The sequence below is a fragment of the uncultured Paracoccus sp. genome (assembly GCF_947496875.1).
Lineage (GTDB): Bacteria > Pseudomonadota > Alphaproteobacteria > Rhodobacterales > Rhodobacteraceae > Paracoccus.
Window position 1 is genome coordinate 123,880 of sequence record NZ_CANMEH010000009.1, and the last position, 22,896, is coordinate 146,775.

The 22,896-nt window shown below is 68.0% G+C and carries 19 protein-coding genes and 1 pseudogene; 3 read left to right on the forward strand and 17 right to left on the reverse strand.

Annotation, left to right across the window (positions count from 1 at the left end; translation table 11 throughout):
* Positions 1-21: 21 nt before the first annotated feature.
* Positions 22-1,614, reverse strand: a complete 1,593-nt coding sequence (locus Q0938_RS12475; RefSeq protein WP_299362764.1) for an ABC transporter substrate-binding protein — start codon at positions 1,612-1,614, stop codon at positions 22-24.
* Between the two features lie 178 nt (positions 1,615-1,792).
* Between Q0938_RS12475 and Q0938_RS12480 the strand changes: the two genes are divergently transcribed.
* Together Q0938_RS12480 and Q0938_RS12485 are read left to right on the forward strand one after the other, a co-directional pair.
* Positions 1,793-2,521 (forward strand): SDR family NAD(P)-dependent oxidoreductase, encoded by a 729-nt coding sequence (locus Q0938_RS12480; protein WP_299362766.1) that lies wholly within the window; start codon positions 1,793-1,795, stop codon positions 2,519-2,521.
* A gap of 12 nt (positions 2,522-2,533) precedes the next feature.
* Positions 2,534-3,406, forward strand: coding sequence for a VOC family protein (locus Q0938_RS12485; RefSeq protein WP_299362769.1), 873 nt, complete (start codon positions 2,534-2,536; stop codon positions 3,404-3,406).
* A gap of 22 nt (positions 3,407-3,428) precedes the next feature.
* On the opposite strand, the gene Q0938_RS12490 is transcribed toward Q0938_RS12485, so the two are convergent.
* From Q0938_RS12490 to Q0938_RS12525, 7 genes and pseudogenes are all read right to left on the reverse strand, one after another.
* The gene (locus Q0938_RS12490; protein WP_299362772.1) at positions 3,429-5,249 is read right to left on the reverse strand and encodes an ABC transporter ATP-binding protein; all 1,821 of its coding nucleotides are present in this window, start codon (positions 5,247-5,249) and stop codon (positions 3,429-3,431) included.
* Positions 5,246-6,205 carry an acetamidase/formamidase family protein gene (locus tag Q0938_RS12495; protein WP_299362774.1) on the reverse strand — a complete coding sequence of 320 codons (960 nt, stop codon included), beginning with the start codon at positions 6,203-6,205 and terminating at the stop codon, positions 5,246-5,248. Before Q0938_RS12495 ends, Q0938_RS12490 begins: the two co-directional genes overlap by 4 nt.
* Positions 6,195-7,823, reverse strand: a pseudogene (locus Q0938_RS12505) (ABC transporter substrate-binding protein). Before Q0938_RS12505 ends, Q0938_RS12495 begins: the two are co-directional and overlap by 11 nt.
* 25 nt (positions 7,824-7,848) lie before the next feature.
* Positions 7,849-8,769, reverse strand: coding sequence for an ABC transporter permease (locus Q0938_RS12510; protein ID WP_299362780.1), 921 nt, complete (start codon positions 8,767-8,769; stop codon positions 7,849-7,851).
* A gap of 2 nt (positions 8,770-8,771) precedes the next feature.
* A complete protein-coding gene (locus tag Q0938_RS12515; protein WP_366942754.1) occupies positions 8,772-9,665 on the reverse strand; it encodes an ABC transporter permease in 894 nt (297 codons plus the stop codon).
* Positions 9,666-9,762: 97 nt separating this feature from the next.
* On the reverse strand, positions 9,763-10,824 hold the full coding sequence (locus Q0938_RS12520; RefSeq protein ID WP_299362783.1) for a transporter substrate-binding protein: 1,062 nt from the start codon (positions 10,822-10,824) through the stop codon (positions 9,763-9,765).
* Positions 10,825-11,167: 343 nt separating this feature from the next.
* On the reverse strand, positions 11,168-11,380 hold the full coding sequence (locus tag Q0938_RS12525) for a hypothetical protein (protein WP_299362786.1): 213 nt from the start codon (positions 11,378-11,380) through the stop codon (positions 11,168-11,170).
* A 73-nt stretch (positions 11,381-11,453) separates the two neighbouring features.
* Here Q0938_RS12525 and Q0938_RS12530 point away from each other — a divergent pair, with 73 nt between their 5' ends.
* Positions 11,454-12,185, forward strand: a complete 732-nt coding sequence (locus Q0938_RS12530) for a cyclic nucleotide-binding domain-containing protein (RefSeq protein WP_299362788.1) — start codon at positions 11,454-11,456, stop codon at positions 12,183-12,185.
* A 43-nt stretch (positions 12,186-12,228) separates the two neighbouring features.
* Here the strand turns inward: Q0938_RS12530 and Q0938_RS12535 are convergent, their stop codons facing one another.
* From Q0938_RS12535 to Q0938_RS12575, 9 genes are all read right to left on the reverse strand, one after another.
* On the reverse strand, positions 12,229-12,555 hold the full coding sequence (locus tag Q0938_RS12535) for a cytochrome C oxidase subunit IV family protein (RefSeq protein ID WP_299362790.1): 327 nt from the start codon (positions 12,553-12,555) through the stop codon (positions 12,229-12,231).
* Positions 12,552-13,058, reverse strand: a complete 507-nt coding sequence (locus Q0938_RS12540) for a cytochrome c oxidase subunit 3 (RefSeq protein WP_299362856.1) — start codon at positions 13,056-13,058, stop codon at positions 12,552-12,554. The genes Q0938_RS12535 and Q0938_RS12540 overlap by 4 nt, the downstream gene beginning before the upstream one ends.
* 71 nt (positions 13,059-13,129) lie before the next feature.
* Entirely contained in the window at positions 13,130-15,046 is a 1,917-nt protein-coding gene (locus tag Q0938_RS12545) for a nitric oxide reductase D protein (protein ID WP_299362792.1), read from the reverse strand.
* 19 nt (positions 15,047-15,065) lie between these two features.
* Complete coding sequence (locus tag Q0938_RS12550) at positions 15,066-15,872, reverse strand: CbbQ/NirQ/NorQ/GpvN family protein (RefSeq protein WP_299362795.1); 807 nt, start codon at positions 15,870-15,872, stop codon at positions 15,066-15,068.
* A 5-nt stretch (positions 15,873-15,877) separates the two neighbouring features.
* Entirely contained in the window at positions 15,878-17,272 is a 1,395-nt protein-coding gene (locus Q0938_RS12555; RefSeq protein ID WP_299362798.1) for a cbb3-type cytochrome c oxidase subunit I, read from the reverse strand.
* 13 nt (positions 17,273-17,285) lie between these two features.
* Positions 17,286-17,738 carry a cytochrome c gene (locus Q0938_RS12560; protein WP_299362801.1) on the reverse strand — a complete coding sequence of 151 codons (453 nt, stop codon included), beginning with the start codon at positions 17,736-17,738 and terminating at the stop codon, positions 17,286-17,288.
* 173 nt (positions 17,739-17,911) lie between these two features.
* Positions 17,912-18,685 (reverse strand): FAD:protein FMN transferase, encoded by a 774-nt coding sequence (locus Q0938_RS12565; protein ID WP_299362803.1) that lies wholly within the window; start codon positions 18,683-18,685, stop codon positions 17,912-17,914.
* Between the two features lie 119 nt (positions 18,686-18,804).
* Positions 18,805-20,010 carry an NnrS family protein gene (locus Q0938_RS12570; protein WP_299362806.1) on the reverse strand — a complete coding sequence of 402 codons (1,206 nt, stop codon included), beginning with the start codon at positions 20,008-20,010 and terminating at the stop codon, positions 18,805-18,807.
* Positions 20,007-22,205: a NosR/NirI family protein gene (locus Q0938_RS12575; RefSeq protein WP_299362808.1), complete on the reverse strand. Its 2,199-nt coding sequence runs from the start codon at positions 22,203-22,205 to the stop codon at positions 20,007-20,009. Before Q0938_RS12575 ends, Q0938_RS12570 begins: the two co-directional genes overlap by 4 nt.
* Between the last annotated feature and the right edge of the window lie 691 nt (positions 22,206-22,896).

Genomic DNA, 22,896 nt, shown 5'->3' on the forward strand with positions numbered 1-22,896 from the left:
CGCGTCAGATCACCCGCCAGCTCACTCGTCGAGCCAGAGATCGTACCAGCTGGAGGAGTTCCACCGGGGTGTGTTGTGGTGGTTGCGCAGCTTCTTCGACGTGACCGAGATGAACGGATGCTCGATCGCGAAGATGACCGGCAGCTCCTCCATCGCGCGGCGCTGGATCTGGTGGTACATCTCGGCCCGCGTGGCCGGGTCCAGCTCGCTTGCCGCCGCATCAATCAGCTGATCCATTTCGGGGGACTGCCACCCGAACTGATTGGTCCACGGCGTTCCCACTGGCGAACCCGAGCGCAGCCAGACCATCGTCGAGACCGCGGGGTCGGCGCGGAACTGGTGCCAGCCATTCGCGGTGTCGAAGTCGTGGTCGCGGTAGACGCCGCTCAGGAAACCCGGCGCGTCGTTCTGAACCAGCGTCACCTCGATCCCGATCTCGGCCATGGCCTGCGCGAAATACTCGGCCCACAGCTGCGTGTACTCACCCCATGGGGCCGGCCGGTGCCGCAGGCGCAGCCGAATGCCGTCGGCGTCCGGCGTGTAGCCGGCCTCGTCAAGCAGCGCCTTCGCCTTCTCCGGGTCGTAGGGATAGGTCGGCACGTCATCAGTGTAGTTCGCGCCGCCTGTGGAGGGGACCGGTCCGCGACCGGGCTTGGCATAGCCGCGCATGATGGTCTCGATCGCGTAGTCGATGTCCAGCCCGTGATAGATCGCCTGGCGCACGCGCAGATCGGCGAGTGCCTCGTTCCTGTGATTGAACTCGATGGTCGAGTGGGCGACGTTGTTCTCGTAGCCTTCGGGTCCGACGTCAAAGCGCGGATCATCGGCCAGCCGCTCGACATCGGCCATGGAAACGCCGATGAAGCCCGACTCGTGAATTTCGCCCGCCTCGAGTGCCGCCGCGGCGGCGGACCGGTCGGTGATGAAGCGCCAGACGACGCGGTCGAGATAGGGATACTCCTCGCCGCGCCAGTAATCGTCATTGCGCTCGGCGATCACGTACTGACCGCGCTGGTACTCGGCGAACTTGAACGGGCCCGTGCCGATGGGCGCGGTGTTGTATTCGTTCTGCAGCGGATCGGTGCCCTCGAAGATGTGCGCGGGGACCGGATGGCCGAGGTCCGGCATCGCCGCCAGCATCAGCTCCAGCGGCATCGGCTGGGAATACCGGAAGACCGCCGTGTGCGGGTCCGGGCAGTCCACCGCCTCCAGGTACTGCTGCAGCGTGGTGGAATAGTTCAGAAGTTCCTTCCACAGGTTCATCGCACTGTAGGAGACGTCCTCGCAGGTGAAATCCTCGCCGTCGTGCCAGCGTACGCCCTCGCGCAGCTTGAACGTGATCTCCAGCCCGTCCTCGGACGACGACCAGTCGGTTGCCAGGACCGGTTCATAGCCGTCGTAGCTCTTGTCGATGAGCGGCTCGACGATCTTGCCGGATATCTCGTAGACGCCGGTGGAGGCGCGCAGCGCCGGGTTCAGGATCCGCTGCTCCGACACCATGTGGATGATCGCGGTTCCGCCACGCTTCGGCTCGTCATCCTGCGCCGCGACAGGGGTGCCGGTCGCCATCAGCGCACCCGCCGCCACAGCTGCAAACATCATCCTGTCGATCATCGCGCCTTTCCCCCTGTTGCGCCCGGTGCACGTGCGACAAGCAGCCGCCGCGTCGGGACGATTGCGCGCCGCCCATCCGTGGTTGTCAACCCGCCACTTGGGTTGCTTCTGCGAAATTGCCGGGGCATCAATCGTGTATCGCCTCAACTTCAGAACATCTGTCCGGCGCGAGGATCAATTGCACAACGACATTTCCGGTTCAACCGTATGGATCACCGGCGCTGGCTCGGGGATCGGCGCCGCGATGGCCCGGGCCTTTGCCGCGGCGGGCGCCACCGTGGCCCTGACCGCGCGCAGCGACGGTCCCCTGCAGCAGATCGCGGACGAGCTTGTCGCCGACGGCTGCCGCGTGCTGGTGGCGCCCGGGGACGTCCTCAGTCGCACGGGGCTGGTCGCGATCGCCGAGCGGATCGTGGCCGAAACGGGGCGTCTGGACATCCTGTGCAACAACGCCGGCATGAACATCCCGCAGCGCCGGTGGGCCGACCTCGACTGGGGGGCGTGGGACCAGGTGCTGGATGTCAATATTAAGGGCGCGCTCAACGCCATCGCTGCGGTACTGCCGCAGATGCGCCGGCAGGGTGCGGGCATCGTGATCAACACCTCGTCCTGGGCAGGACGGTTCCATTCGCCCACCGCCGGCGTCGCCTACGGCGCGTCCAAGCACGCGCTGACCGACATCAGCGCCAGCATCAACTCCGAAGAAGGGGCGCACGGCATCCGCTCGACCGCGCTTTGCCCGGCAGAGGTCGCGACGCCGCTTCTTGCCCGGCGCCCCGGCTTCGAACACGCGACCATGGGGGCGATGATCCAGCCCGAAGACATGGCCGAGGCCGCCCTGTTTGTCGCCCGCATGAACCCCGGGGTTGCCGTGCACGAGATCACTCTCGCCCCGATCCACCGCTGAAAGGAGCACCGCATGTCCCATCCCGACTCGCATCCCGTCGAGGGCATCGACCACGTCTACCTGCTCGTCCGAGATCTGGACGCGGCGCGCGATGCCTACGCGCGGATGGGCTTCACGGTGTCGCCGCGCGGTCATCACAGCGCCCATATGGGCAGCGCCAACCACACGATGATGTTCGCCGACAACTACATAGAACTGCTGGGCCTGACGGCCGAGACCAAGGGGAACGCTGACCGTCGTGCGACGCTCGCCCGCGACGGCGAGGGGCTGCATGCCGTCGCCTGCCGGATCGGTGATGCGGACAGCGCGAAGGCCGCCCTCGACGCGCTTGGCATCGCGACGGGCGACGTGCGCGCATTCTCGCGGCCGGTGCCGTTACCGGGCGGCGGCGAGGGTGAGGCGAGTTTCCGCACGCTGGAATTCGCGGACAGCGAGGTCCCGCTGGGCACCTGCTTCATGTGCCAGCACCTGACCCGCGACACTGTCTGGATCCCCGAGCTGATGAACCATCCGAACGGCGCCGTAGCGCTGGCGGGCATCCTGGCGGCGACGGAGGATCCCGTTGTCACCGCCGATGGGTTTGCGCGGCTGTTCGCCGCCGGCGCGGCGCGCCAGATCGACGACGGCATCAGGGTCTCGACGGGCGCACACTCGGCGCCGATGACGTTCATAACGGCGAAGGCCCTGGCCGAGCGCTTTCCCGGGCTGGACATGGGCGCGACCCCGTCCGGTGCCTTTGCGGCGATGCAGGTCGTCGTCGCGGACCTCGCGAAGACCCGGTCGATCCTGGACGCGGCTGGATTCTCGGTGTGCGAGACTGCAACCGGCATCGCCGTCGGCCCCGCCGAGGCCGCGGGCTGCGCCGTCGAGTTCGTCGCCCGCTGATCGGGTCGCGGCCGGCCGCCGATCACGCCTCGACCAGGTGGCCGCCGCCCACGTCCCGGAGCCGCACCTGCGCGGGACCCGCGCCGAGCGGGTGGACAGGCGAAGGGATCTCGCCGGACAGCCGCGGCATCGCCGGACGGACATGCCCCGGCTCGGGCACAGGCACGGCCGCCATCAGCCGCTGCGTATAGGGGTGCTGCGGGTCGCCGAAGATCTGCGCGCGGGTTCCCATCTCCACGATCTGACCCAGATACATGACGGCGATCCGGTCCGAGATGTTCTCGACCACCGCCATGTCATGGCTGATGAACAGGTACGACACGCCCATGTCCTGCTTCAGCTCTGCCAGCAGGTTCAGCACCCGCGCCTGGACCGACACGTCCAGCGCCGACACGCTTTCGTCGGCGATGATCAGGCGGGGGCTCAGCGCCAACGCCCGGGCGATGCAGATGCGCTGACGCTGACCGCCTGAAAACTCGTGCGGGTGCCGGTCCAGATGGCTGCGGTCCAGCCCCACCCGCTCGAACAGCGCGGCGACGCGGTCGCGCCGTTCGCCGGGTGTGCCGACGCCGTGGATGACCAGCGGTTCGGCCACCAGCTGGCCGACCGTCATGCGCGGATTCAGCGCCGCCATCGGATCCTGGAAGATCATCTGCACATCGCGATGCAGCGCCATGCGCCCCGCGCCATCCAGCGATCCGACCCGGCGGCCGGCGATGCTGATCGTCCCGGCATGGGGCACCAGCCCCACCATCGCGCGGGCAATGGTGGACTTGCCGCAACCGGACTCGCCCACCAGCGCGAAGGTCTCGCCCTCCGCGATGTCGAAGCTGACATGTTCGACCGCATGGACCTGCTGGACCACACGCTGCAGCAACCCGCCATGAATATCGAAGCGCACCGAAAGGTCCTTCACCTGCACCAGTGGCGCCTGCGGTACGGCTGTCTGGCCGCTGCCATCGCCCATCCGCGGCACCGCGGCCAGCAGTGCCCGGGTGTAATCCTCCCGGGGATGCTCGAATATCTCGGCGGCGAGTCCCTCTTCGACCATTCGCCCGTTCTGCAGGATCAGCACCTGGTCGGCCATCTCCGCCACGACACCCATGTCGTGCGTGATCAGAACGATCGCGGTTCCCGTCTCGCGCTGCAGGTCCCGCAGCAGGTCGAGCACTTCGCGCTGCACGGTGACGTCCAGTGCCGTCGTGGGCTCGTCGGCGATCAGCACGTCGGGTCGCAGGGGCAGGGCCATCGCGATCATGACCCGCTGACGCATTCCCCCGGACAGCTCGTGCGGATACTGCCGCAGCCGCCGTTCCGGCTGGCTGATGCGGACCGCCTGCAGCGCGGCCAGGGCCTGGGCCCGGGCCGCGGCCGCGGTCAGTGGCGCATGGGCGCGCAAAGCCTCGGCCAGCTGGGTGCCGATCGTCATGACCGGGTTCAGCGACGTCATCGGTTCCTGGAAGATCATCGCGATGCGGTTGCCGCGGATGCGCCGCATCTGCCCCTCGGCCAGGGCGGACAGGTCCCGTCCGCCGAACAGGATCTGCCCGCCGGTCACGCGCACCGCGGGTTTCGGCAGCAGGCCCATGATCGCCAGCGAGGTGATCGACTTGCCCGACCCCGATTCACCCGCGATGCACAGGGTGCGGCCCCGGTGCAGGTCGAAACTGAGACCGTCCACCAGCGGGTGCAGCCCGCCCGGGGTGTTGACCGAAACCTGCAGGTTCCGGACCGACAGGACCGGCGGTCCGTCCGCTGAGGGCGGAGGGTGCGGGTCCGCCCGGTCCAATGCCAGGGACGAGGGGGCGGCGACCGCCCCCCCGACATCGTCGGCCTGGATCATTCAAAGACCGCGCGCGGGAAGTAGAAGCTGACGACCCAGTTCGGCATGTCCACGATCTCAGAGATCCGCAGGTCGCCGCAGGTCGACACGAGCATGTAGGCGTCGACGGCCGACATGCCCCGCTGCGCGCAGAGCAGATCGACCATGCCGGCGACCGCGTCACGCGCCCCGGTCATCAGATCGGGCCCGATTCCGGTCGTCACCTCGTACCCCTTGGTGTCCAGATGCCGGGTGACCGGCCCGCTCGTGGTAAAGCGCGGGAACCGCAGGTTGGCATCCTTGACCAGATCGACGGTGACGATCGCGTCCATCGGCGATTCGATGGCGGTGCCGCAGACCTCGCCGTCACCCTGCGCGGCGTGGGTGTCGCCGATCGACAGCAATCCGCCCTCGACCTCGACCGGGAGGTACAGCACCGAACCGGCGGCCAGATCGCGGATGTCCAGGTTGCCGCCGACCCGCCGGGGCGGCACGATGCTGTGGTCGCCCGGTTCGGCCGGCGCGCAGCCGACCGTGCCGGCGAACGGCTTCAGGGGCACCCGCCCCTCGGAGCCGAACATTGCGTGGTCGCAGCCTTCCGGATCGAAGCTCCACAAGGTGAGGGCCGGATCGGGGAACTGGTCGGCCAGCAGGCCGAAGCCGGGGATGTTGGCGGTCCACCCCCAGCCGCGCCCGCCCTGCGCCTGCGGACGAAAGCCCTCGATGGTGATCTTCAGCGCGTCGCCGGGCCGGGCACCCTCGACAAAGATCGGACCGTTGACCGGATTGATCTTGCCGAAATCCAGATCGACGACGTCCTGCAGGACGGAGTGTGGACCCAGCTGGCCGGCGGAGCTGTCCAGGCATTCCAGACAGACCGTCGCCCCGGGTGCGATCCGCAGCGCCGGCTCGCGCTGGTTGTTCCAGCCGAAATGGTGCTGCGCCCCATGGATCGTATAGTCGCAGTTACTGCACATCGGTCACATACACATAGTCATAGTTGACGGGAATCGAGACGGGGTCCGTATAAAGCGCGTCGGCGCCCCCCATCCGCGGCGACTTGATGGTAAAGCGCTGTTCGTTGAACACCGGCACCCACGGCGCCTGCTCCATCACCTGCATGTAGACGTCCGACCACGCCTCCAGCCGCGCCTCGGCCTCGTCGGGCCGGGCCATCGCGTCGGCCGCGGCGGCGGCCTGGTCCAGTTCCTCGTCGCAGAACTTGGCCCAGTTCCAGCCGCCCTCGCCTGCCCCGGCGCAACCGAGGATCGGACCGTAGAAGTTGGAGGGATCGGGGAAATCCGCGATCCACGCCATACCGCCGGACCACACCATCGGGGCATTCCCCGCGCCGCCGGCCTCGATGACGTTGGCCTGTGCCAGGCTCTGGATCTAGGCGTCGATTCCGATCGCCTTCAGATCCTGCTGGATGGCTTGGGCGATGCGCGGGTTCGGATCCGTGTTCATCACGTAAAGCTCGGTCTGGAATCCGTCGGCCAGACCGGCCTCGGCCAGCAGTTCCTTCGCGGCCTCCGGGTCGTACGCATACCCGTCGTAGTCCTCGGTATATCCGGGCATGCTGGGCGGCAGCGGCTGGTTGGCCGGAATCGCCCGGTTGTTGATCATCTGGACGATGCGATTCTTGTTGATCGCCATGTTCACGGCGCGGCGCACCTCGACATTGTCAAAGGGCGGCTGGGTGACATTCATCGTGATGTAGCCGGTCTGCAGCTGCCCGCCCTCGACCACCCGCGCCTTCTGCTCGGGGTCGTTCATCACCTCCTGGAACTTGGCCGGGGGGATGCCGTCGCCCGGCACGTCGACCTCGCCGTTCTGCAGGCGCAGCAGCGCCACGACCGGCTCCTGCCCGATCTCGAAGGTGATCTGGTCCAGATAGGGCAGCCCCTCGCGCCAGTAATCGGGGTTCCTGACCAGGGTCAGCTTCTGCCCGGTGACCCATTCGCCCAGCTTGAAGGCGCCGGTGCCGACCGGCTGATGGCCGAAATCGCCGTCCGCGGCCTCGACCGCCTCTTTCGGGACGACCGAGGCGAAGTTCAGCGCCAGCACGTGCAGGAAGGTCGCGTCCGGCCGGGACAGCTCGAACCTGACGGTTTGCGGATCCACGACCGTCAGCCCTTCCAGCGTGGTGGCCGAACCGTCAGCCATCTTGTCGGCACCCTTGATCGAACCGAAAAAGCCCGCGCCGGGCGACTGGGTCGCCGGGGTCAGCACCCGGTCGATCGAATACTTGACGTCATCCGCCGTCATCTCGCGGCCGTTGTGGAACTTGACCCCCGGACGCAACTTGAAGGTGTAGGTGAGCAGATCGTCGCTGATCTCGTAGCTTTCGGCCAGGCCGGGGCGCAGGTCGGTCGTGCCGGGCGCGTAGTCCATCAGCCCGTCGAACACCGACTTGATCATCGACCAGTTCTGCCAGTCATAGCCGATGGCAGGATCCAGCGTCGCCACGTCGTCCTTGTAGGTGATGACGATGGCCCCGCCCTGCCGCGCGTCGGGGTCCGGCGTCTCGTCCTGTGCCAGGGCTGGGCCAGCCAGCAGGGCTGTCATCGCGGTCGCGGCCAGAAGCTGCCTCAGGGTCATCTTTTCGCTCTCCTGTTGGTCATCTCAGTTTTATGCGGGGATCGATCAGCGGCGCGATCATGTCGGCGAGCAGGTTGCCCAGAACGATCGCGAAGGCCGAGACGAGTGTGACCCCCATGATGATGGGGATGTCCACGCGCTGGATTGCCTGCCACGCGAGCTGACCGATCCCCGGCCAGCCGAACACGCTCTCGACGATCACCGCGCCCCCCATGAAGATGCCGACATCGATCCCTATCATCGCGATGATCGGCAGGATTGCATTCGGCACGGCGTGGTTCAACAGGACGCGGCGGCGGGTCAGCCCCTTGGCACGGGCCGTGCGCACATAGTCGGTGTGCAGCACATCGATCATCGAGGACTGCATCATCCGCGCGTACCAGCCCGACCCGGTGATCGCCAGCGTCAGCGCCGGCAGCACCGCATGGGACAGCGTCCCGTAGCCGCTGATCGGAAACCAGCCCAGCTTGACCGCAAACAGGTACAGCAGCAGCGGACCGACGACGAACTGCGGCGCCGAGACGGCGGCAAAGCTGGTCATCATCAGCACGCTGTCCACGGCCCGGCCGCGATACAGCGCCGCGGCGATGCCCAGGGTGAGGCCGATCACCAGCTCGAAAACGATGGCCAGCCCCATCAGCTGCAGCGTGGCCGGCAGGCGCGCGGCGATCAGCGTCGCGACGTCGGCCCTTTGCAGATAGCTGCGGCCCATGTCGCCCTGCACCAGACCCGTCAGATAGGTCCAGTACTGCACCAGGAACGGCTGATCGAGGCCGAGTTCCCTGCGGATGCTTTCCACCACCTGCGGGGTGGCGGAACGTCCGGCGATCTGCCGCACCGGATCGGCGGGCAGCACATACAGCAGCACGAACGTGACCAGGCTGACTCCCAGCAGGATCAGCACGGACTGGATCAGGCGCCGGGCAACATAGGACCACATGGCTAGCCCCTGCCCTTCTGCGTCGGGTCCATCTCCTCACGCAGGGCGTCGCCGACCAGGTTGAAGGCCAGGGCCAGCAGCAGGATCGCGGCGCCCGGAATGAACACCAGCCAGGGCGCCGACTGGAAATAGGTCTGGTTCTCGAAGATGATGTTGCCCCAACTCGGCGTGGGCGGCTGCACCCCGACGCCCAGATAGCTGAGAGTCGCCTCCAGCAGCACGGTGATGGAGATGCCCAGCGTGCCCCAGACCAGCAGCGTCGGCACCAGGTGCGGCAGGATATGGTGCCACAGGATGCGGGCGTCGCTGGCGCCCAGGGTGCGCTCGGCGGCGACGAAGTCGCGCTCGGCCAGCGAGATCGTCTGGGTGTAGACGATCCGCGCGGTCTGCACCCAGTTCACCAGCGCGATGACCAGCGCGACGATCCACAGCGAGGGCTGGAAGATCGCGGCCAGGCAGATCGCCAGCAGCAGCGCGGGAAACGCCATCATCAGATCCGTCAGGCGCATCAGCAGACTGCCGATCCAGCCGCGCCACCAGCCGGCAACCAGTCCCACCGTTGTGCCGATCAGCAGTGCCATGCCGTTCGCGACGATGCCGATGATCAGTGACGTGCGGGCCCCATAGAGCAAGCGGGAGAAAAGGTCGCGGCCCAGCAGGTCGGTGCCGACCCAGTAGGTCGCGTTGGGGGGCATCGGCGCGCCCTCCAGCGTCAGCCCGTCGAAGTTCTGCTGATCGGGCGGGAAGGTCGCGATCTGCGGCGCGAAAATGGCCGCAGTGATGATGATGAGGATGACGGCGATGCCGAATGCCGCCATTGGCCGCCGCAGCAGCCGACCGGGAAGTCTGCGGGTCGGCAACTCGGCGACTGCAGCAGCGGGCTCGGTCCGGCTCACCACGTTGCGGGCACCGCCCGGGCGCGACGGGCGCCGGTCCTGACTGCCCTGGTGACGCGAGGCAGTCTTTCGATGCTGACCTCCCGCGGCCTCATCTTCATCGGACAACCTGCAGGTGGCTGCGCCGCGCGGCGGGACCGGGCGTCGGAGGGCGGCTCAGATACGGATCCGCCTCGATCATGGGCAGGCTCAGGATGGGGTTGAACCGCCCGCGTTGAACGCGCGCGATATGCACCGGGTGCGCCCTGTGATGCGTCGCCGGGTCCAGCGGTTCGTACCCGCCGGACAGGAGTTGCGGCAGGGTCATGTCGTCGGAAGACCCGGGCTGCCCGAGCAGGTCGACGAGTGTCATGACCGACAGAAAGGCGGCACGCTGGAAGCTGTTGGCAAAGATCGGCGCCGGGCCGACGCCGGCGAAATAGGGGCCGACCGAGATCAGGCCCTCGGCCGCGTCTCCGACGGCCAAGACCTCGGCTTCCGTGAAGTTGCAGGACAGCACCGGAATCCGGCATCCGTGCTGACGCAACGCCCGAAGGAACGCGTATTGCGACTCCCCCACCAACGAATTCAGCACGAAATCCGGCGCGGCATTCCGTACCTCATCCGCCAGCGCGGCGACATCAGTGTCGCCGAGCGCAACGGTCCGGTCGCCCAGGATCTCACCGCCTGCCGCGGTGACCTGCATGCGTGCGACGCGTGCGATCTCCCAACCCCAGACATAGTTCGAACCGGCCAGGAAAGCCCGGCGCCCCAGTGCGGGCAAGGCCCAGTCCAGCAGCGGAAGCACGTTCTGGTTCACCGTCGAGTGCATGTACGCAACCGAGTCAGCGGTTTCGAACCCCTCGCATGGGGCACCATACCAGAGTGTCGCGCCATGCCGTTCCAGGACGGGGATCACTTCCTTGCGGCTGGCCGAGGTGATCGCGCCAAACAGGTGTCGCAGCCCCGTCGTGCGGCACAGCCGGTCGACGCACGGCCCGTAGCAATCAGCGCGACCGGCAGGATCCGCCTCGTGGATGCGGATGGTCACCGGTGCATCGGGATCGGCGTTGATCAGCTGGACCGCTGCCCGCACCCCGGAGCGGGCGGTCTCGGCCAGCCACCGATAGCTGCCGGACCGCGACGAGATCAGCCCGATATCCAGTAGCCTGCGCCCCATCCCGCCCCCGCACAACGTTCAAGAAAACGCCCGCAGCCTGGATATGCCGGGCGTACGGGCCATGTAGCCATGCGATTGTCGCTATGCCGGGCGCTACCATAAAGGGCAGCGGAACCTGACGCAACAACCCTGCCGCAGATTTGCGCCTGCCGTCGGCTGCGATGACGTGACGGTAGAGTATGCCGGCCGCCGTTGCGGCCGTCATCTGTTCATGGACGAGCTTCCCGGTGCCCAAGAGCCAACGAGTGACCTGTGGCCAGACCGATCAGGTGCAGGCCAACAGCGGCGTGGAGCACGCCGGCACAGAGTCAGATCTACCCGTTCCGGCGGGATCAGGCCAGGGTCAGTCAACGCCCGGGGGCGTGCCGGGTTGGGGCTCAGGACCGGTGGTCCCCACCGGTTCACCGTCGGTGTTGGTCGCAGCGGGCGAGTCGGGCGTCGGCACCGGATCCTCGACGTCGACGCCCATGAAGAACCAGACGGCGAGCAGAATCACCACTGCAGCTGCAATCACAGTTGGCCACACCGCCATGTTGCGGGACCTGTTCGGGGCCATGATGTCCTCATCGATGTTCCGCGGCCGGGCTTGGTCGCTGCCGCCTGTCTGCGGTCGTTTCGCAAAGCCCGCCTTGACATTGGTCAGGCCGGAACCCATCCGTGGCGGGGTGCGTGACCATGATTTTCACCTTGCGGCCGCCCGGCGATCCGCCTTTCTCGCCCCGCTGCCGGCCGCGCTGCAGGATCTGGTTCTGGAACGGGCTGTCGTCCGGACCGTCGATCCGGGCGAGACCCTGTTCCTGCAGGGCGAGACCGCCGAGTCCGTTCACATCGTGCTGGATGGCTGGGTGAAGCTCTACCGCGTCGCCCCGTCCGGGGCCGAGGCGGTGGTCAGCGTCATGACCAAGGGCCGCAGCTTCGGTGAAGCCGTGGCGCTGCGGCAGGTCCCCTATCCGGTATCGGCGGAATCGATCACCGAAGCGACGCTGATCCAGATCAAGGGGGCGCAGCTGCGCTCTCAGATCCAGAACGATCCCAAGCTGGCGATCGCCGTGGTCTCGTCCACCTACATGCACCTGCAGTCGCTGATCACCCAGGTCGAACAACTCAAGGCCCGGTCCGGGGTCCAGCGGGTGGCAGAGTTCCTGGCCGATCTCGCCGATTGTGACGAGGGCGGGTGCAAGGTCACCCTGCCCTACAACAAGACTCTGATCGCGGGGCGGCTGGGGATGAAACCCGAAAGCCTGTCGCGCGCCTTTGCGCGCCTGCGCGATCACGGGGTCCGGATCGACGGCAACATCGTCAGGATCGAGGATCTGGGCGAACTGCGCAATCTTGCCGCGGACCTGCATGGAAAACCCTGACCGGTTCGGCGCATGCGGTGATCGGCCGTAAGGACCCGGCCGGTTACGCGACCAGGAACAGCACGGCCGCCAGCGACATCACCAGCGCGAGGACCAGGCCGAAACCGCGCCCGATCTGGGGAGCACGGTCCAGGTGCAGATACCGGCCTAAAATCACGCGCGCCTTGAGCCAGGCCAGCACCAGGATCAGGATCCCGGCGATCCGGACCCAGTCCGGGCCCAGCGTCGGCAATGCCAGCGCCACGGCCGTGGACACCGCACTGAACAGCAGCAGGGCCAGCCAAGCGCGGGTCAGGTGACGCGCCTCGGCGCGCTCCTGCGGTCCGCGGCCGGTCGTCGGCCCGGCGTGAGGCTGCGATCCCCCCGTCATCGCAGCAGATATATGATCGGGAACAGCACCACCCAGACCAGATCGACCATGTGCCAGAACTGCGCCCCTGCCTCGACATGATCAGGCCGCAACCGGACGGCAACCAGCCCCAGGATCAGCACGCCGGCGACCACATGCGCGGCGTGAAACCCCGTGAGCAGCCAGTAGAAGGTGAAAAACGCGTGCGCCTCGGTCCCCAGCCCCTTGCCGGCCGCGTCCATGTATTCCACGCCCTTGAGGATCGTGAACACCACTCCGAGCAGGGCCGCCGCAGCCAGCATCCAGCGTGCGGCGCTGCGGGAACCGGCATTCACAGCGGTCACCGCCCGCGCGGCGAACCAGCCCGAGGTGACCAGCACCGCCGTGTTGATCCCGGCGGAGGCGCGGTGCAGCTGGTCCTGCGCGTCGGCGAATCCTGCGGGATCGGTCAGGCGCACTGCCAGGAAGGCCAGCAGCCCGGCGGCGAACACGGCAAGTTCGCTGACGATCAGCACCCACATCATCAGGTCGCCGGGCAGATCGTCCAGCAGGGATGGAGCTGATGCGTCCGGGTTGCTGGCGTGGTCCGATCCGCTCACGACGCCACCAGCCGGCGATAGATCCCGGGCAGCGCGGCAGGCAGATGATCCGGGTGCGGCACCAGCGCGTAACCGCCGCGGCCGAACAGTCGCGGGAACCACGCCTTTCCATCGCGGTCGACAGTGATGCCGAAGACGGAATTGCCGGCGCGCTCGGCCTCGCGCACTGCCATGCGGCTGTCCTCGATTCCATGCCGCCCCTCGTAATGGTCCAGATCGTTGGGCTTGCCGTCGGTGATGACCAGCAGCAGCCGACGACGCCGGGCCTGCGCGGCAAGTCCCGCCGTGGCATGCCGGATCCCGGCGCCGAGGCGCGTGTAGAAATGCGGACGCAGGGCTGCAATCCTGGCCTCGATTGCAGGGCTCATTCGTTCGTCGAAGCGTTTGCAGGTGGTAACGAACACCCGGTCGCGCTTGAGCGAGCTGAACGCCTGGACCGATACCGCGTCGCCGAGCGCATCGATTCCCCAGGCCAGCGCCGCCAGCGCCTCGCGTTCGATGTCGATCACGCTGCGTCCCGCGACGGCGCTTTCCGTGGACCGCGACACGTCCAGCAGGATCGAGACCGCGAGGTCCCGGGTCTCGGTCCGGGTCTGCCGCCAGACCCGGTCGCTGCCTTCTCCGGACACGCGCAGACCGACCTGCGACCGCACCGTCGCCTCCAGGTCCAGTTCGTCCCCGTCACGATGCCCCGAGGTGGTGATCCGCCCTGGGCGCAGCGCCTCGAACCGGCGGCGGACGGCGTTGATGCGACGCCGCGCCGCTTGGTCGAACCCCGGCGCCGCGGCTTCGGTCGGCTGGGCCTCGCTGTCCAGCACCCGCACATGGGCCGGCAGATAGCAGCCACGACGGGCCTCCCACTCGGGATAGGTGAACACGCCCGACAGCGCCTCGCGGTCGACATCCTCGGGTGCCAGGTCCAGGTGCAGCTTGAGCCGGGTTGCGGGCGCCTTGCTGACCTGCCCCAGACCCAGCTCGTCCTGATCGTCGGCGGCCTTCTTGGCGCTGTCGTCGTCGTCGTCCTCGATCCGCCGGTTCAGGTTCAGGAACTCGGCCCAGCTCAGGATCGCCTCGAACTTGTGCAGGATCAGGCTGTCCTTGCGGTTGGCCTGGTCGGTACGCTGCCGGCGGGCGCGGATGGTGCGCTCTGCCGTGCTTTCTTCCGGCGTGCCGTCGGTGTCGCGCGTCTCGACCTCGCTCGGGGCGGACTGGCCGGGGGCCATCTTCCGCGGCCACATGGAAACTGGCCGCATCGGGCGGTAGCCGCGCGGTGCGGTGACCGGTCCATCCAGCAGCGCCCGGGCCGCATCGGGCAGCGGCGTCGGGTCGCCCAGCTCGGCCCGGATCAGCGCCTCGACCGCGGCTTCGACGGAGTGACGCGCTGGTGGCGGGCGGAATTGCAGCGTCAGCGCCGCGAGTTCGGCGTGCAGCGGCGCCAGCCCGGGTGCGTTGTCCAGCGTCGCGGCGACGGTCGCCCGCGCCGCGGCGATCACGGCCAGATCGTTCTGCAGCGGATCGGTCGCCGGCTCGGGTGGAACCGCCTGGGCTGCCGCGGCGACCAGCCACAGATACATGGCCGCGTTCGCCTCGATGCTCGGCATCAGGTCCAGCCGCACCGGCAGGCGCAGGATCTCGCCATCAAAGCTAGCCTGCGGCACGGCCTCGACTTCCGCCCCCAAGCGCCGGCGCAGGGACAGGCGGTGGTGGCTGATCCGGTCGGCATCGGCCCGGATGTCCACCGCCGGATCGCCGCCAAGCCCGCGGAACACCACCGCCAGCCGGTTGCGGAAATCGGCGAGATCGACGCTGGCGTCGTCATGGCGTGCGGGGCTGTCCAGCCGGCTGGCCCAGCCATGCCAGATCTTGCCGACGGTCTCTTCCGGCTCCCACGGCTCCAGCTCAAGCTCGCTCATCGACCTCTGCGCTCCGTGCTCAGCCGAAGACGGCGACGGTCAGATCCCGCAGCCCCTGCTTGACCTCGTCATCGTCACTCAGCGGCTCGATCATCGCGGACTCGACGGCACGGTTCAGGTCCATGCCGTTCGCCAGCAGCGTCGCGGCATAGACGACCAGCCGGGTCGACACGCCTTCTTCCAGGTCCTGTCCCTTGAGTCCGCGCAGCTTGCCGGCCAGCCGGACCAGGCCGGCCGCCCGGCGTTCGTCCAGGCCGCTTTCCCGCGCCACGATCGCGGTTTCCGCGGCAGGCTCGGGAAAGTCGAAGTCCAGCGCCAGGAACCGCTGCCGCGTGGAGGGCTTCAGCGTCTTGAGGATGTTCTGGTAGCCGGGGTTGTAGGACGCCACCAGCATGAAGCCCGGGGCGGCGTGCAGTTCCTCGCCGGTGCGGTCGATCGGCAGAACGCGCCGGTCATCCGTCAGCGGGTGCAGCACGACGGTCACGTCCTTGCGGGCCTCGACGACCTCGTCGAGATAGCAGATCGCCCCCTCGCGCACGGCCCGGGTCAGCGGCCCGTCCACCCAGACCGTCTCCCCGCCCTTGAGCAGGTAGCGCCCGATCAGGTCGGCAGCCGACAGGTCGTCGTGACAGGCGACCGTATAGAGATCGCGCCCGAGGCGCGCCGCCATGTGGGCGACGAACCGTGTCTTGCCACAGCCGGTCGGCCCCTTCAGCAGCAGCGGCAGGTCATGCGCCGCCGCTGCCTCGAACACCGCGATCTCGTCACCCTGCGGAAGGTAGAAGGGGGCCGGAGCCCCCTGCTGTGTTTGCGTCTGTGCGTTCATCGGGTTCACTCCGCCGGCGTGGTATAGGCGACCTGGTCCTTGGCGCGCTGCGCGGGCCCGGGCAACACGACCTCACGTCGCGGCATCATCACCGAGTAGATGAACAGCAGCGCCCCCAGAACAACCGCCACGCCGGATCCGAAGCGCATCCAGTAGAAGATGGCCAGTTGCGCCTGCACATCCATGTAGGCCTCGCCGTTCACGCGCTGCAGGTGGGTCTGCACGGTGCCGGCAAAGGTCAGGGTGAAGGTCATGAACAGCATCCCGCCCGACATCAGCCAGAAGGATCCCATGTTCAGCACCTGGTTGTAGGGCTCACGGTTGCGCAGAATCGGCATGGCATAGGTGATCATCGCCAGCACCAGGCAGACATACGCGCCATAGAAGGCCAGGTGGCCATGCGCCGCGGTGATCTGCGTGCCGTGGGTGTAATAGTTCACCCCGTGCAGCGTGTGCAGGAAGCCCCACACCCCGGCCCCGAAGAAGGCCAGCACCGAACAGCCCAGCGACCACAGCAGCGCCGCCTTGTTCGGATGGTCGCGGCGGCCCTTCCAGACCATCACGAAGGCAAAGGACATCATGGCGAAGAAGGGCACGATCTCGAGGCTCGAGAAGATCGAGCCGATCCACTGCCAGTAGGCCGGCAGGCCGATCCAGTAGTAGTGGTGCCCGGTTCCCAGGATGCCCGAGAACAGCGCCGTGGCGACGATGACGTACAGCCACTTCTCGACCACTTCACGGTCGACCCCGGTCAGCTTCAGCATCAGGAAGGCCAGGATCGAGGCCATGATCAGTTCCCAGACGCCTTCCACCCACAGGTGGATCACGTACCACCAGTACTGCTTGTCGAGCACCAGGTTCGCCGGGTTGTAGAAGGCGAACAGCCACAGCAGCACCAGCCCCCAGAGGCCGAGCAGCAGGACGTTGGTGATCGCGGTCTTGCGGCCCTTCAGCGACGTCATGGTCACGTTGTACATGAACAGCACGGCGGCGACGGCGATGCCGATCTTGACCCAGGTCGGCTGCTCCAGGAACTCGCGGCCCTGGGTGCCGAACAGATAGCTGCCGTGGGCGAAGTCGAAGATGTAGGTGACGACCGCGCCCAGCGTCCCGACCACCATGATGGCCAGCTGCAGCCAGGCAAGCAGCGGCGAATGGATCTCGCGCTCCGCCTCCTCGGGCAGCAGGAAGTAGGTGGTGCCGAAGAACCCGAGCAGTAGCCAGACGACCAGGCTGTTCGAATGCAGCATCCGAACCACGTTGAACGGCAGTGTCTCGCTGAGGAAGTTCGGATCGACGTAGATGTAGCCGATCGTCAGGCCAAAGATCACCTGCAGCGCGAACAGCGCCATGGCAACCGCGTAATAGGCGAACGCGATCCGTTGCGTTTCGTATTTCATTTCTGTGTCCCTCTCAGCCGGCGTCGTTCGGCGGCCAGTTCTGGGTGTTGATAAAGCTGGTCCAGCGCAGGAATTCCGACAGCTCGCGGTACTCGGCGTCGGTCAGGTCAAAATAGGGCATCTGGCGACGGCCCTCGATGCCGGTGGGCATCGCCTGCATCCAGCCCTTCAGCGCCTCGAAGGCGCCGTCCGGATCGTCCTGGACGCCCCAGCGGACCATCACGTTGCCCAACTCGGGGGCGAAGTAAGCCCCCTCGCCCAGCAGCGAGTGACAGTTCACGCAGGTGTTGCGTTCCCAGACGTGCTTGCCGGCCACGACCTCGGGGGTCAGTTCGGCCTGGGCCGTGGATACGTTCACGGCGTAGATGTGGCTGTGCACGGACAGCCCCAGGAAAATAGCAATAAAGAACAATGACCCGCCGTAGAACACGTTTCGGGCCATGCTCTTGGTCATGACGTCGCGCATGGCGGCTGTCCTTCCGAGCGGTTTCTCGATAGCCAACCCCATCGCCCGGGGCCGGCAGGACTACCTTAACGAAAGTCAAAGCCTCGTGAAAATCTCGGAGGCAGCGATGCGGGCGTCAGGGGTGCTGCCGGGCAACACAGGCCGCTCTGCCAAGACGCTGCCCTCTGGGTCCCTCAGGCCGCCTCGATCGCCTCGATCCGGGCATCGGGAAATGCCGCGAGGGCAGCATCCAGTTCGCCGCGGTCCATGACGCAGGCGGCCGTCGACAGCGCGTCGGCAACCGCCGCCGAATCGGCGCTGACCGAAACGAGCGACCAGCGTGCCTGACCGCCCCGCGGGTCTAGGATGTGGCTCGAATCGAACGCTGGCCCGATCCGCGTTCCCATCGGCGCAGAGGTTGCCAGCGCCCGGCCGTTCAGGCGGATCTGCCTGACCAGGCGGCCGTCCGCCGCCGCGATGCCCGCCTGCCAGTCGCGGCCGGTGCCGACGATCTCGCCCGTATCGATCAGCACCGATGTCAGGCCGTGGCCGGCCGCCACGTCCGCCAGCCGGTCCGCCGCCCAGCCCTGGGCAATCCCGTTCAGGGTCAGCGCCATCCCCGGGCGCGGCAGGCGGATCTCGTCGGGCGCGATCGTCATCTCAGCAAAGCCCAGCAGCGCGGGATCGGGGGGCAGCCCGGTCCGGACGGCCTGCCACAGCGGCTGCAGGCTGGGATCGAAGGCGCCGCCGGTCACGCCATGAACCCGCCGCGCCAGCGCCAGCAGCGCCTGCATGTCGTCGGACGGGTGGGCAAGCCGCCCCCGAGCATTCAGTTGGGTCAACTCGGACGGGCGGTACAGGGAATAGCGCTCCTCGATGCCCTTCAGCCCACGCTCCGCCGCGCGGAAGAAGTCGTGCGCCTGACCGTAGTCGGCACCGTCCACGCGCAGGGTGACGTCCGCACCCATTGCCGCGCCCCGCCAGTGCTGCGGCGGTGCCGATGCCGCGGATCGCGGTGCGCCGATGGCGCAGGCACTCAGGGCCAAGAACCGACGTCGGGGCATCCGCATGCCTGCTGGAGGAGACATCATGCCGCCCTTTCTGCCGATGGTCGCGGCCGCATCCAGACCGGCCACAGGGACACCAGATAGAACGTGAAGGCCAGCACCCACAGCAGCCCGGCGGCCAGCGAGCCGGCGACGTGAAAGCTGCCCGGCCATGTGGACGCGGTCCAGCGCAGCAGCACGGCCACCGGGATCAACGCATAGGCGACGGCCACCAGTCCGGGAGCGACCAGCGGGCGGCCCGAATGGCCCAGCGACGCACGGCTCATCACCGCCAGCGTCATGCCCCCGACCGCGCCGATGCCGAGGATGTGCAAGGCCCCGAATTCGGACCCGATCCCCAGCAGGGCCAGTCCCCAGGCAAACAGCCCCAGCGCCAGCATGGCATAGCCGGAATGCAGCGCCCACACGATCGGGTCGCCGAGCGTATGGCGGGTCTGCCATCCTGCCAGCCGCGCCGCGGCGACGATCCCCGCCGCCAGCGCCAGGGTCCCGACCACAGCCGCTGGCAGTTCCAGCAGGGCGGCGACCGCGGTGAGGATCGGCAGCGCGACACCGGCACGGTCCAGCGGCGCCCGCGATACCGGCATCGCCGCCGCCGGATCGGCGCGCAGCAACGCATTGCGGGTGAAGGACGGCGTGACCCGCCCCCCGAGCACCGCGATCATCGCACAGACGGACAGCAGCCCGCCGCGCAATCCCTGCGAACCGGTAGCAGCGACCCCCATCCAGTCCAGGTGCACCAGCAGGTTCCCGATCCACAGCAGGCTCAGCAGCAGCAGGAACATCATGTTCTGCGGCTTCGGCCGCTTCAGCAGCTGCGTCAGGATCTTGGCAGCCAGCACCGGCAGGAACGCCAGATCAACAAGTGCCACCAGCCCGGCGGGCAACGCACCCGAAAACCAGACCGCGATGCGGCCGGCCAGCCACAGCGCCGCGACGCCCGCTATGAACCGCTCGGGCGCGGCCTTGGCGCCCGTCCAGTTCGGCACGGCGGTCAGAAAGAACCCGCCCAAGGCCGCGGTGGCAAAGCCGAAGACCATCTCGTGCGCGTGCCAGGCGTTCGGCCCCGGCCCGAGTGGCAGCCCGACCAGGTCTGCAATCCAGAGCATCCAGACCGTGATCGCGGCGACGGCATAAAGGCCCGCTGCCACGAAGAACACGCGCCATCCGTCGCGGAAGAAAATCGGCAGGGACCGGGGCGTGCGCGAAGAAACGGTTGTGGTCATGGTGTCACCTGCTGGGACCGGAAGGCCGGCGGCTGCGCGTCCGAGGCGGCGCCGGCATGGGCGCCTGCGGGCACCTGCGTGGGGTGGAGTGGCGGCGGCACCGGTCCGCTTTCGGGTGCGGTCCGAACCGGCGGCGCGGCGTGGCCGCCGCCTGCGCCGCGGGCGCGGCGCTTGAGGACGGGGCACGTGTTCTCGTCGTCCATGATCACCTGGCAGCGCAGGCACATGACGCATTCATTCGGATTGATGCGCCCCAGCGGGTCGATGGCGCCCATCGGGCATTTCGTCTCGCACAGCCGGCACTCGCGCCCACATTGCGGCCGGCGCTTGAGCCAGTCGAAGATCTTCAGCTTGGCCGGGATCGCCAGCCCCGCGCCGAGCGGGCAGACATAGCGGCAGAAGAAGCGTTCGATGAACAATCCCGCCCCGAGCAGTGCAACGGCATAAAGCACGAAAGGCCACTGCCGCAGGAAATACATCGAGATCGCGGTCTTGAACGGCTCGACCTCGGCCAGGATCAGCGCCTGTTCCATGCTGTAGAAGGACAGCGCCACGATGGCCACGAACAGCGAATACTTGATGACCCACAGCCGTTCGTGCAGCGCCTGCGGCACCGCGATCTGGCGCACCCCCAGCTTTTGCGCCGCGGCATTCGTCAGTTCCTGCAGCGCCCCGAAGGGACACAGCCAGCCGCAGAACACGCCACGTCCCCAGAACAGCATGCCAAGCGCCACGGCGGACCAGAGCATGAAGATCAGCGGCGCAACCAGGAAGGTTTCCCAGCGAAAGCCCGACAGCAGCGCGTGAAGGAATGCGACCACCTGAACGATCGACAGCTGCGCGTTCAACCCCCAGCCAAGCACGACCAGCGTGGCGGCCAGATAGGTCAGCCGCAGCCGCCGCCACAGGACCGGGCGCCGCACCAGCCATTCCTGTCCGAACAGGACCAGCGCCAGAACCCCCAGCATGGCGGCAACGACGATCAGTTGCGGTTGCTTGCTGTACCAGGATTCGACCCACAGCGGCTCCTCGGGCGCCGGTGGCGCCAGCTGGAACTGTTCGGGCAGGCTGACGGTGGCGCTGATCGGCAGCGCGATCTCGTTGCCGTCCGGGTCGGGACGCGATGTGGTGACCGTCACGGTGAATGGCTGGCGCGGGTCGATGCCGCCCTGTTCCGGATCGGCGTTGATTCGAAAGACGCTGCGCTCCTTCAGTTCCGGGTCGCCTTCGATCGGCAGGCCGGAGATGGCGGTATAGCCGTCGGCCTCGGGAACGAGGGTCACGTCGCCCTGCGTCACCGCGATTCGATCGAAGACCCCCGATGACCGCCAGCCGGTGCCCCGGTGCGAGGCCAGCCCCCGCGACAGGACGGCCAGCAGGGCCTCGTTCGGGCCAAGGGCGCCCGCCACCGTGTTCATCTCCTGCTGCCCCAGCAGATTGCGCCCCACCGTGGGGGTGTCGATCAGCCCCGTCCACATCTCCAGATAGGGCTGGTCCGAGGGCGTCGGCACGCGGCTGGCACCCGCCAGCGCCTCGGCCGCCTCGGCCATTGTCACGCGCACATGGCTCAGCGCGCCCATCTCGACCAGCGCGGTCCAGTCCGCCGGCTGATAGGCCACCCGGTCGATTGCCCCGCCGCCAAGCCCCTGCGCCCCGGCAAGGATGCGCGCGGTGCGCAGGATCCCGTCCCGGATCACCCCGGTGGACACGGTCGCCCGCGAGATGACGTCGGGCAGCCCCTCGGTATGTTCCAGCGTGCCGGTCCGCGCCGCGGTGATATCGTAGCCCGCGTAGGCATCCACATAGGCGGCGATGTCGGCGTCGGAGATGCCGAGCGTCAGCACCGGCTCTGCGTGCCGCATCAACTGCGCGCCCGCGATTCGCCCGTCGGGTGTGACGGCGACCAGGACATCCAATGGCCGGCCGGAGTAACCCGTCGATCCGGCCAGCTCCCAGGTGGATCCGATCAGCCCGACCGCGTCCGCCTCGCCCCCGGCGCGGACCCGCCAGCCCGGCACCGGCTCCTCCAGCCGCTCCAGCCGGGGGGCTGCGCCCAGCCCGAACAGGTCGGCGGCAATCGCGGGTGTCGGCGAGGCCGGCGCGACCTGTTCACCGGTGCCGCCGGCGTCACCGCCGCGCGGTGCCGCCGAGACGGCGGACGAGAACGCGGCGAACGCAACCAGTGCGACAGCCACGAGGCGCCGGCATGCTGCGCGCCGGTCCGAGCCTCTGGCGCGGTCAGCCGCTGTCCGGCCCAACCCGACCATGGCTGCCCCGAGTGACGCGACAGCCCAGCGGGAATCACGAAGACGATTGCGGGCAGATGTCGCGGGTAATGCCAAGGGAAAGCCGTCCATCACCGTTCGAGACGTCGCAGCGGGGAAGGCCGCCGCCACGAGGATCCGCAAGCCGCCCGTGTGCGACCGCTCGTTCCGTCCTCCATCCTTTTCTTGTCGTGCGCGCCGCACCTTAACCGAAGTCAAGGAAGCGTGACGGCCAACCGATCACGATCCCGGCAGACCTTGTAGCGAACGGAGACAAGTCGCAATGAAACTCCCAGCCCAAAGAGCCAGGACGACGCTGCTCGCGTCGGCGGCACTGGCACTGGTATTCGGCACCGGCACGGCCTGGGCCCAGGCCGCTGCCACGCCAGCCGACCAAGGCGCCGCTGCAGAGGCACAGACCGCGCCCGCACCCGCGGCGGACGCCGCAACTTCGGCAAACACCAACGCCGCCCCCGCCGACGCACCGGCTGCGGATGCTGCCGCCACCGATGCAGCCGCCGGCGCGGCGACCGACACCCCCGCTGCCGAACCCGCCGCGGCCGACGCTGCGGACGCAGGGGCAGCGGACGCCACTGTCCCCGAGGGTGCGGGCGAGATTTCC

What these genes read in the sequence shown, in the direction of transcription:
- Q0938_RS12475 (WP_299362764.1), bottom strand. Translation starts at nt 1,614, where the DNA reads ATGATCGACAGGATGATGTTTGCAGCTGTGGCGGCGGGTGCGCTGATG.
- Q0938_RS12485 (WP_299362769.1), top strand. Translation starts at nt 2,534, where the DNA reads ATGTCCCATCCCGACTCGCATCCCGTCGAGGGCATCGACCACGTCTAC.
- Q0938_RS12490 (WP_299362772.1), bottom strand. Translation starts at nt 5,249, where the DNA reads ATGATCCAGGCCGACGATGTCGGGGGGGCGGTCGCCGCCCCCTCGTCC.
- Q0938_RS12495 (WP_299362774.1), bottom strand. Translation starts at nt 6,205, where the DNA reads ATGTGCAGTAACTGCGACTATACGATCCATGGGGCGCAGCACCATTTC.
- Q0938_RS12510 (WP_299362780.1), bottom strand. Translation starts at nt 8,769, where the DNA reads ATGTGGTCCTATGTTGCCCGGCGCCTGATCCAGTCCGTGCTGATCCTG.
- Q0938_RS12520 (WP_299362783.1), bottom strand. Translation starts at nt 10,824, where the DNA reads ATGGGGCGCAGGCTACTGGATATCGGGCTGATCTCGTCGCGGTCCGGC.
- Q0938_RS12525 (WP_299362786.1), bottom strand. Translation starts at nt 11,380, where the DNA reads ATGGCCCCGAACAGGTCCCGCAACATGGCGGTGTGGCCAACTGTGATT.
- Q0938_RS12535 (WP_299362790.1), bottom strand. Translation starts at nt 12,555, where the DNA reads ATGACGGGGGGATCGCAGCCTCACGCCGGGCCGACGACCGGCCGCGGA.
- Q0938_RS12540 (WP_299362856.1), bottom strand. Translation starts at nt 13,058, where the DNA reads ATGATGTGGGTGCTGATCGTCAGCGAACTTGCCGTGTTCGCCGCCGGG.
- Q0938_RS12545 (WP_299362792.1), bottom strand. Translation starts at nt 15,046, where the DNA reads ATGAGCGAGCTTGAGCTGGAGCCGTGGGAGCCGGAAGAGACCGTCGGC.
- Q0938_RS12550 (WP_299362795.1), bottom strand. Translation starts at nt 15,872, where the DNA reads ATGAACGCACAGACGCAAACACAGCAGGGGGCTCCGGCCCCCTTCTAC.
- Q0938_RS12555 (WP_299362798.1), bottom strand. Translation starts at nt 17,272, where the DNA reads ATGAAATACGAAACGCAACGGATCGCGTTCGCCTATTACGCGGTTGCC.
- Q0938_RS12560 (WP_299362801.1), bottom strand. Translation starts at nt 17,738, where the DNA reads ATGCGCGACGTCATGACCAAGAGCATGGCCCGAAACGTGTTCTACGGC.
- Q0938_RS12565 (WP_299362803.1), bottom strand. Translation starts at nt 18,685, where the DNA reads ATGGGTGCGGACGTCACCCTGCGCGTGGACGGTGCCGACTACGGTCAG.
- Q0938_RS12570 (WP_299362806.1), bottom strand. Translation starts at nt 20,010, where the DNA reads ATGACCACAACCGTTTCTTCGCGCACGCCCCGGTCCCTGCCGATTTTC.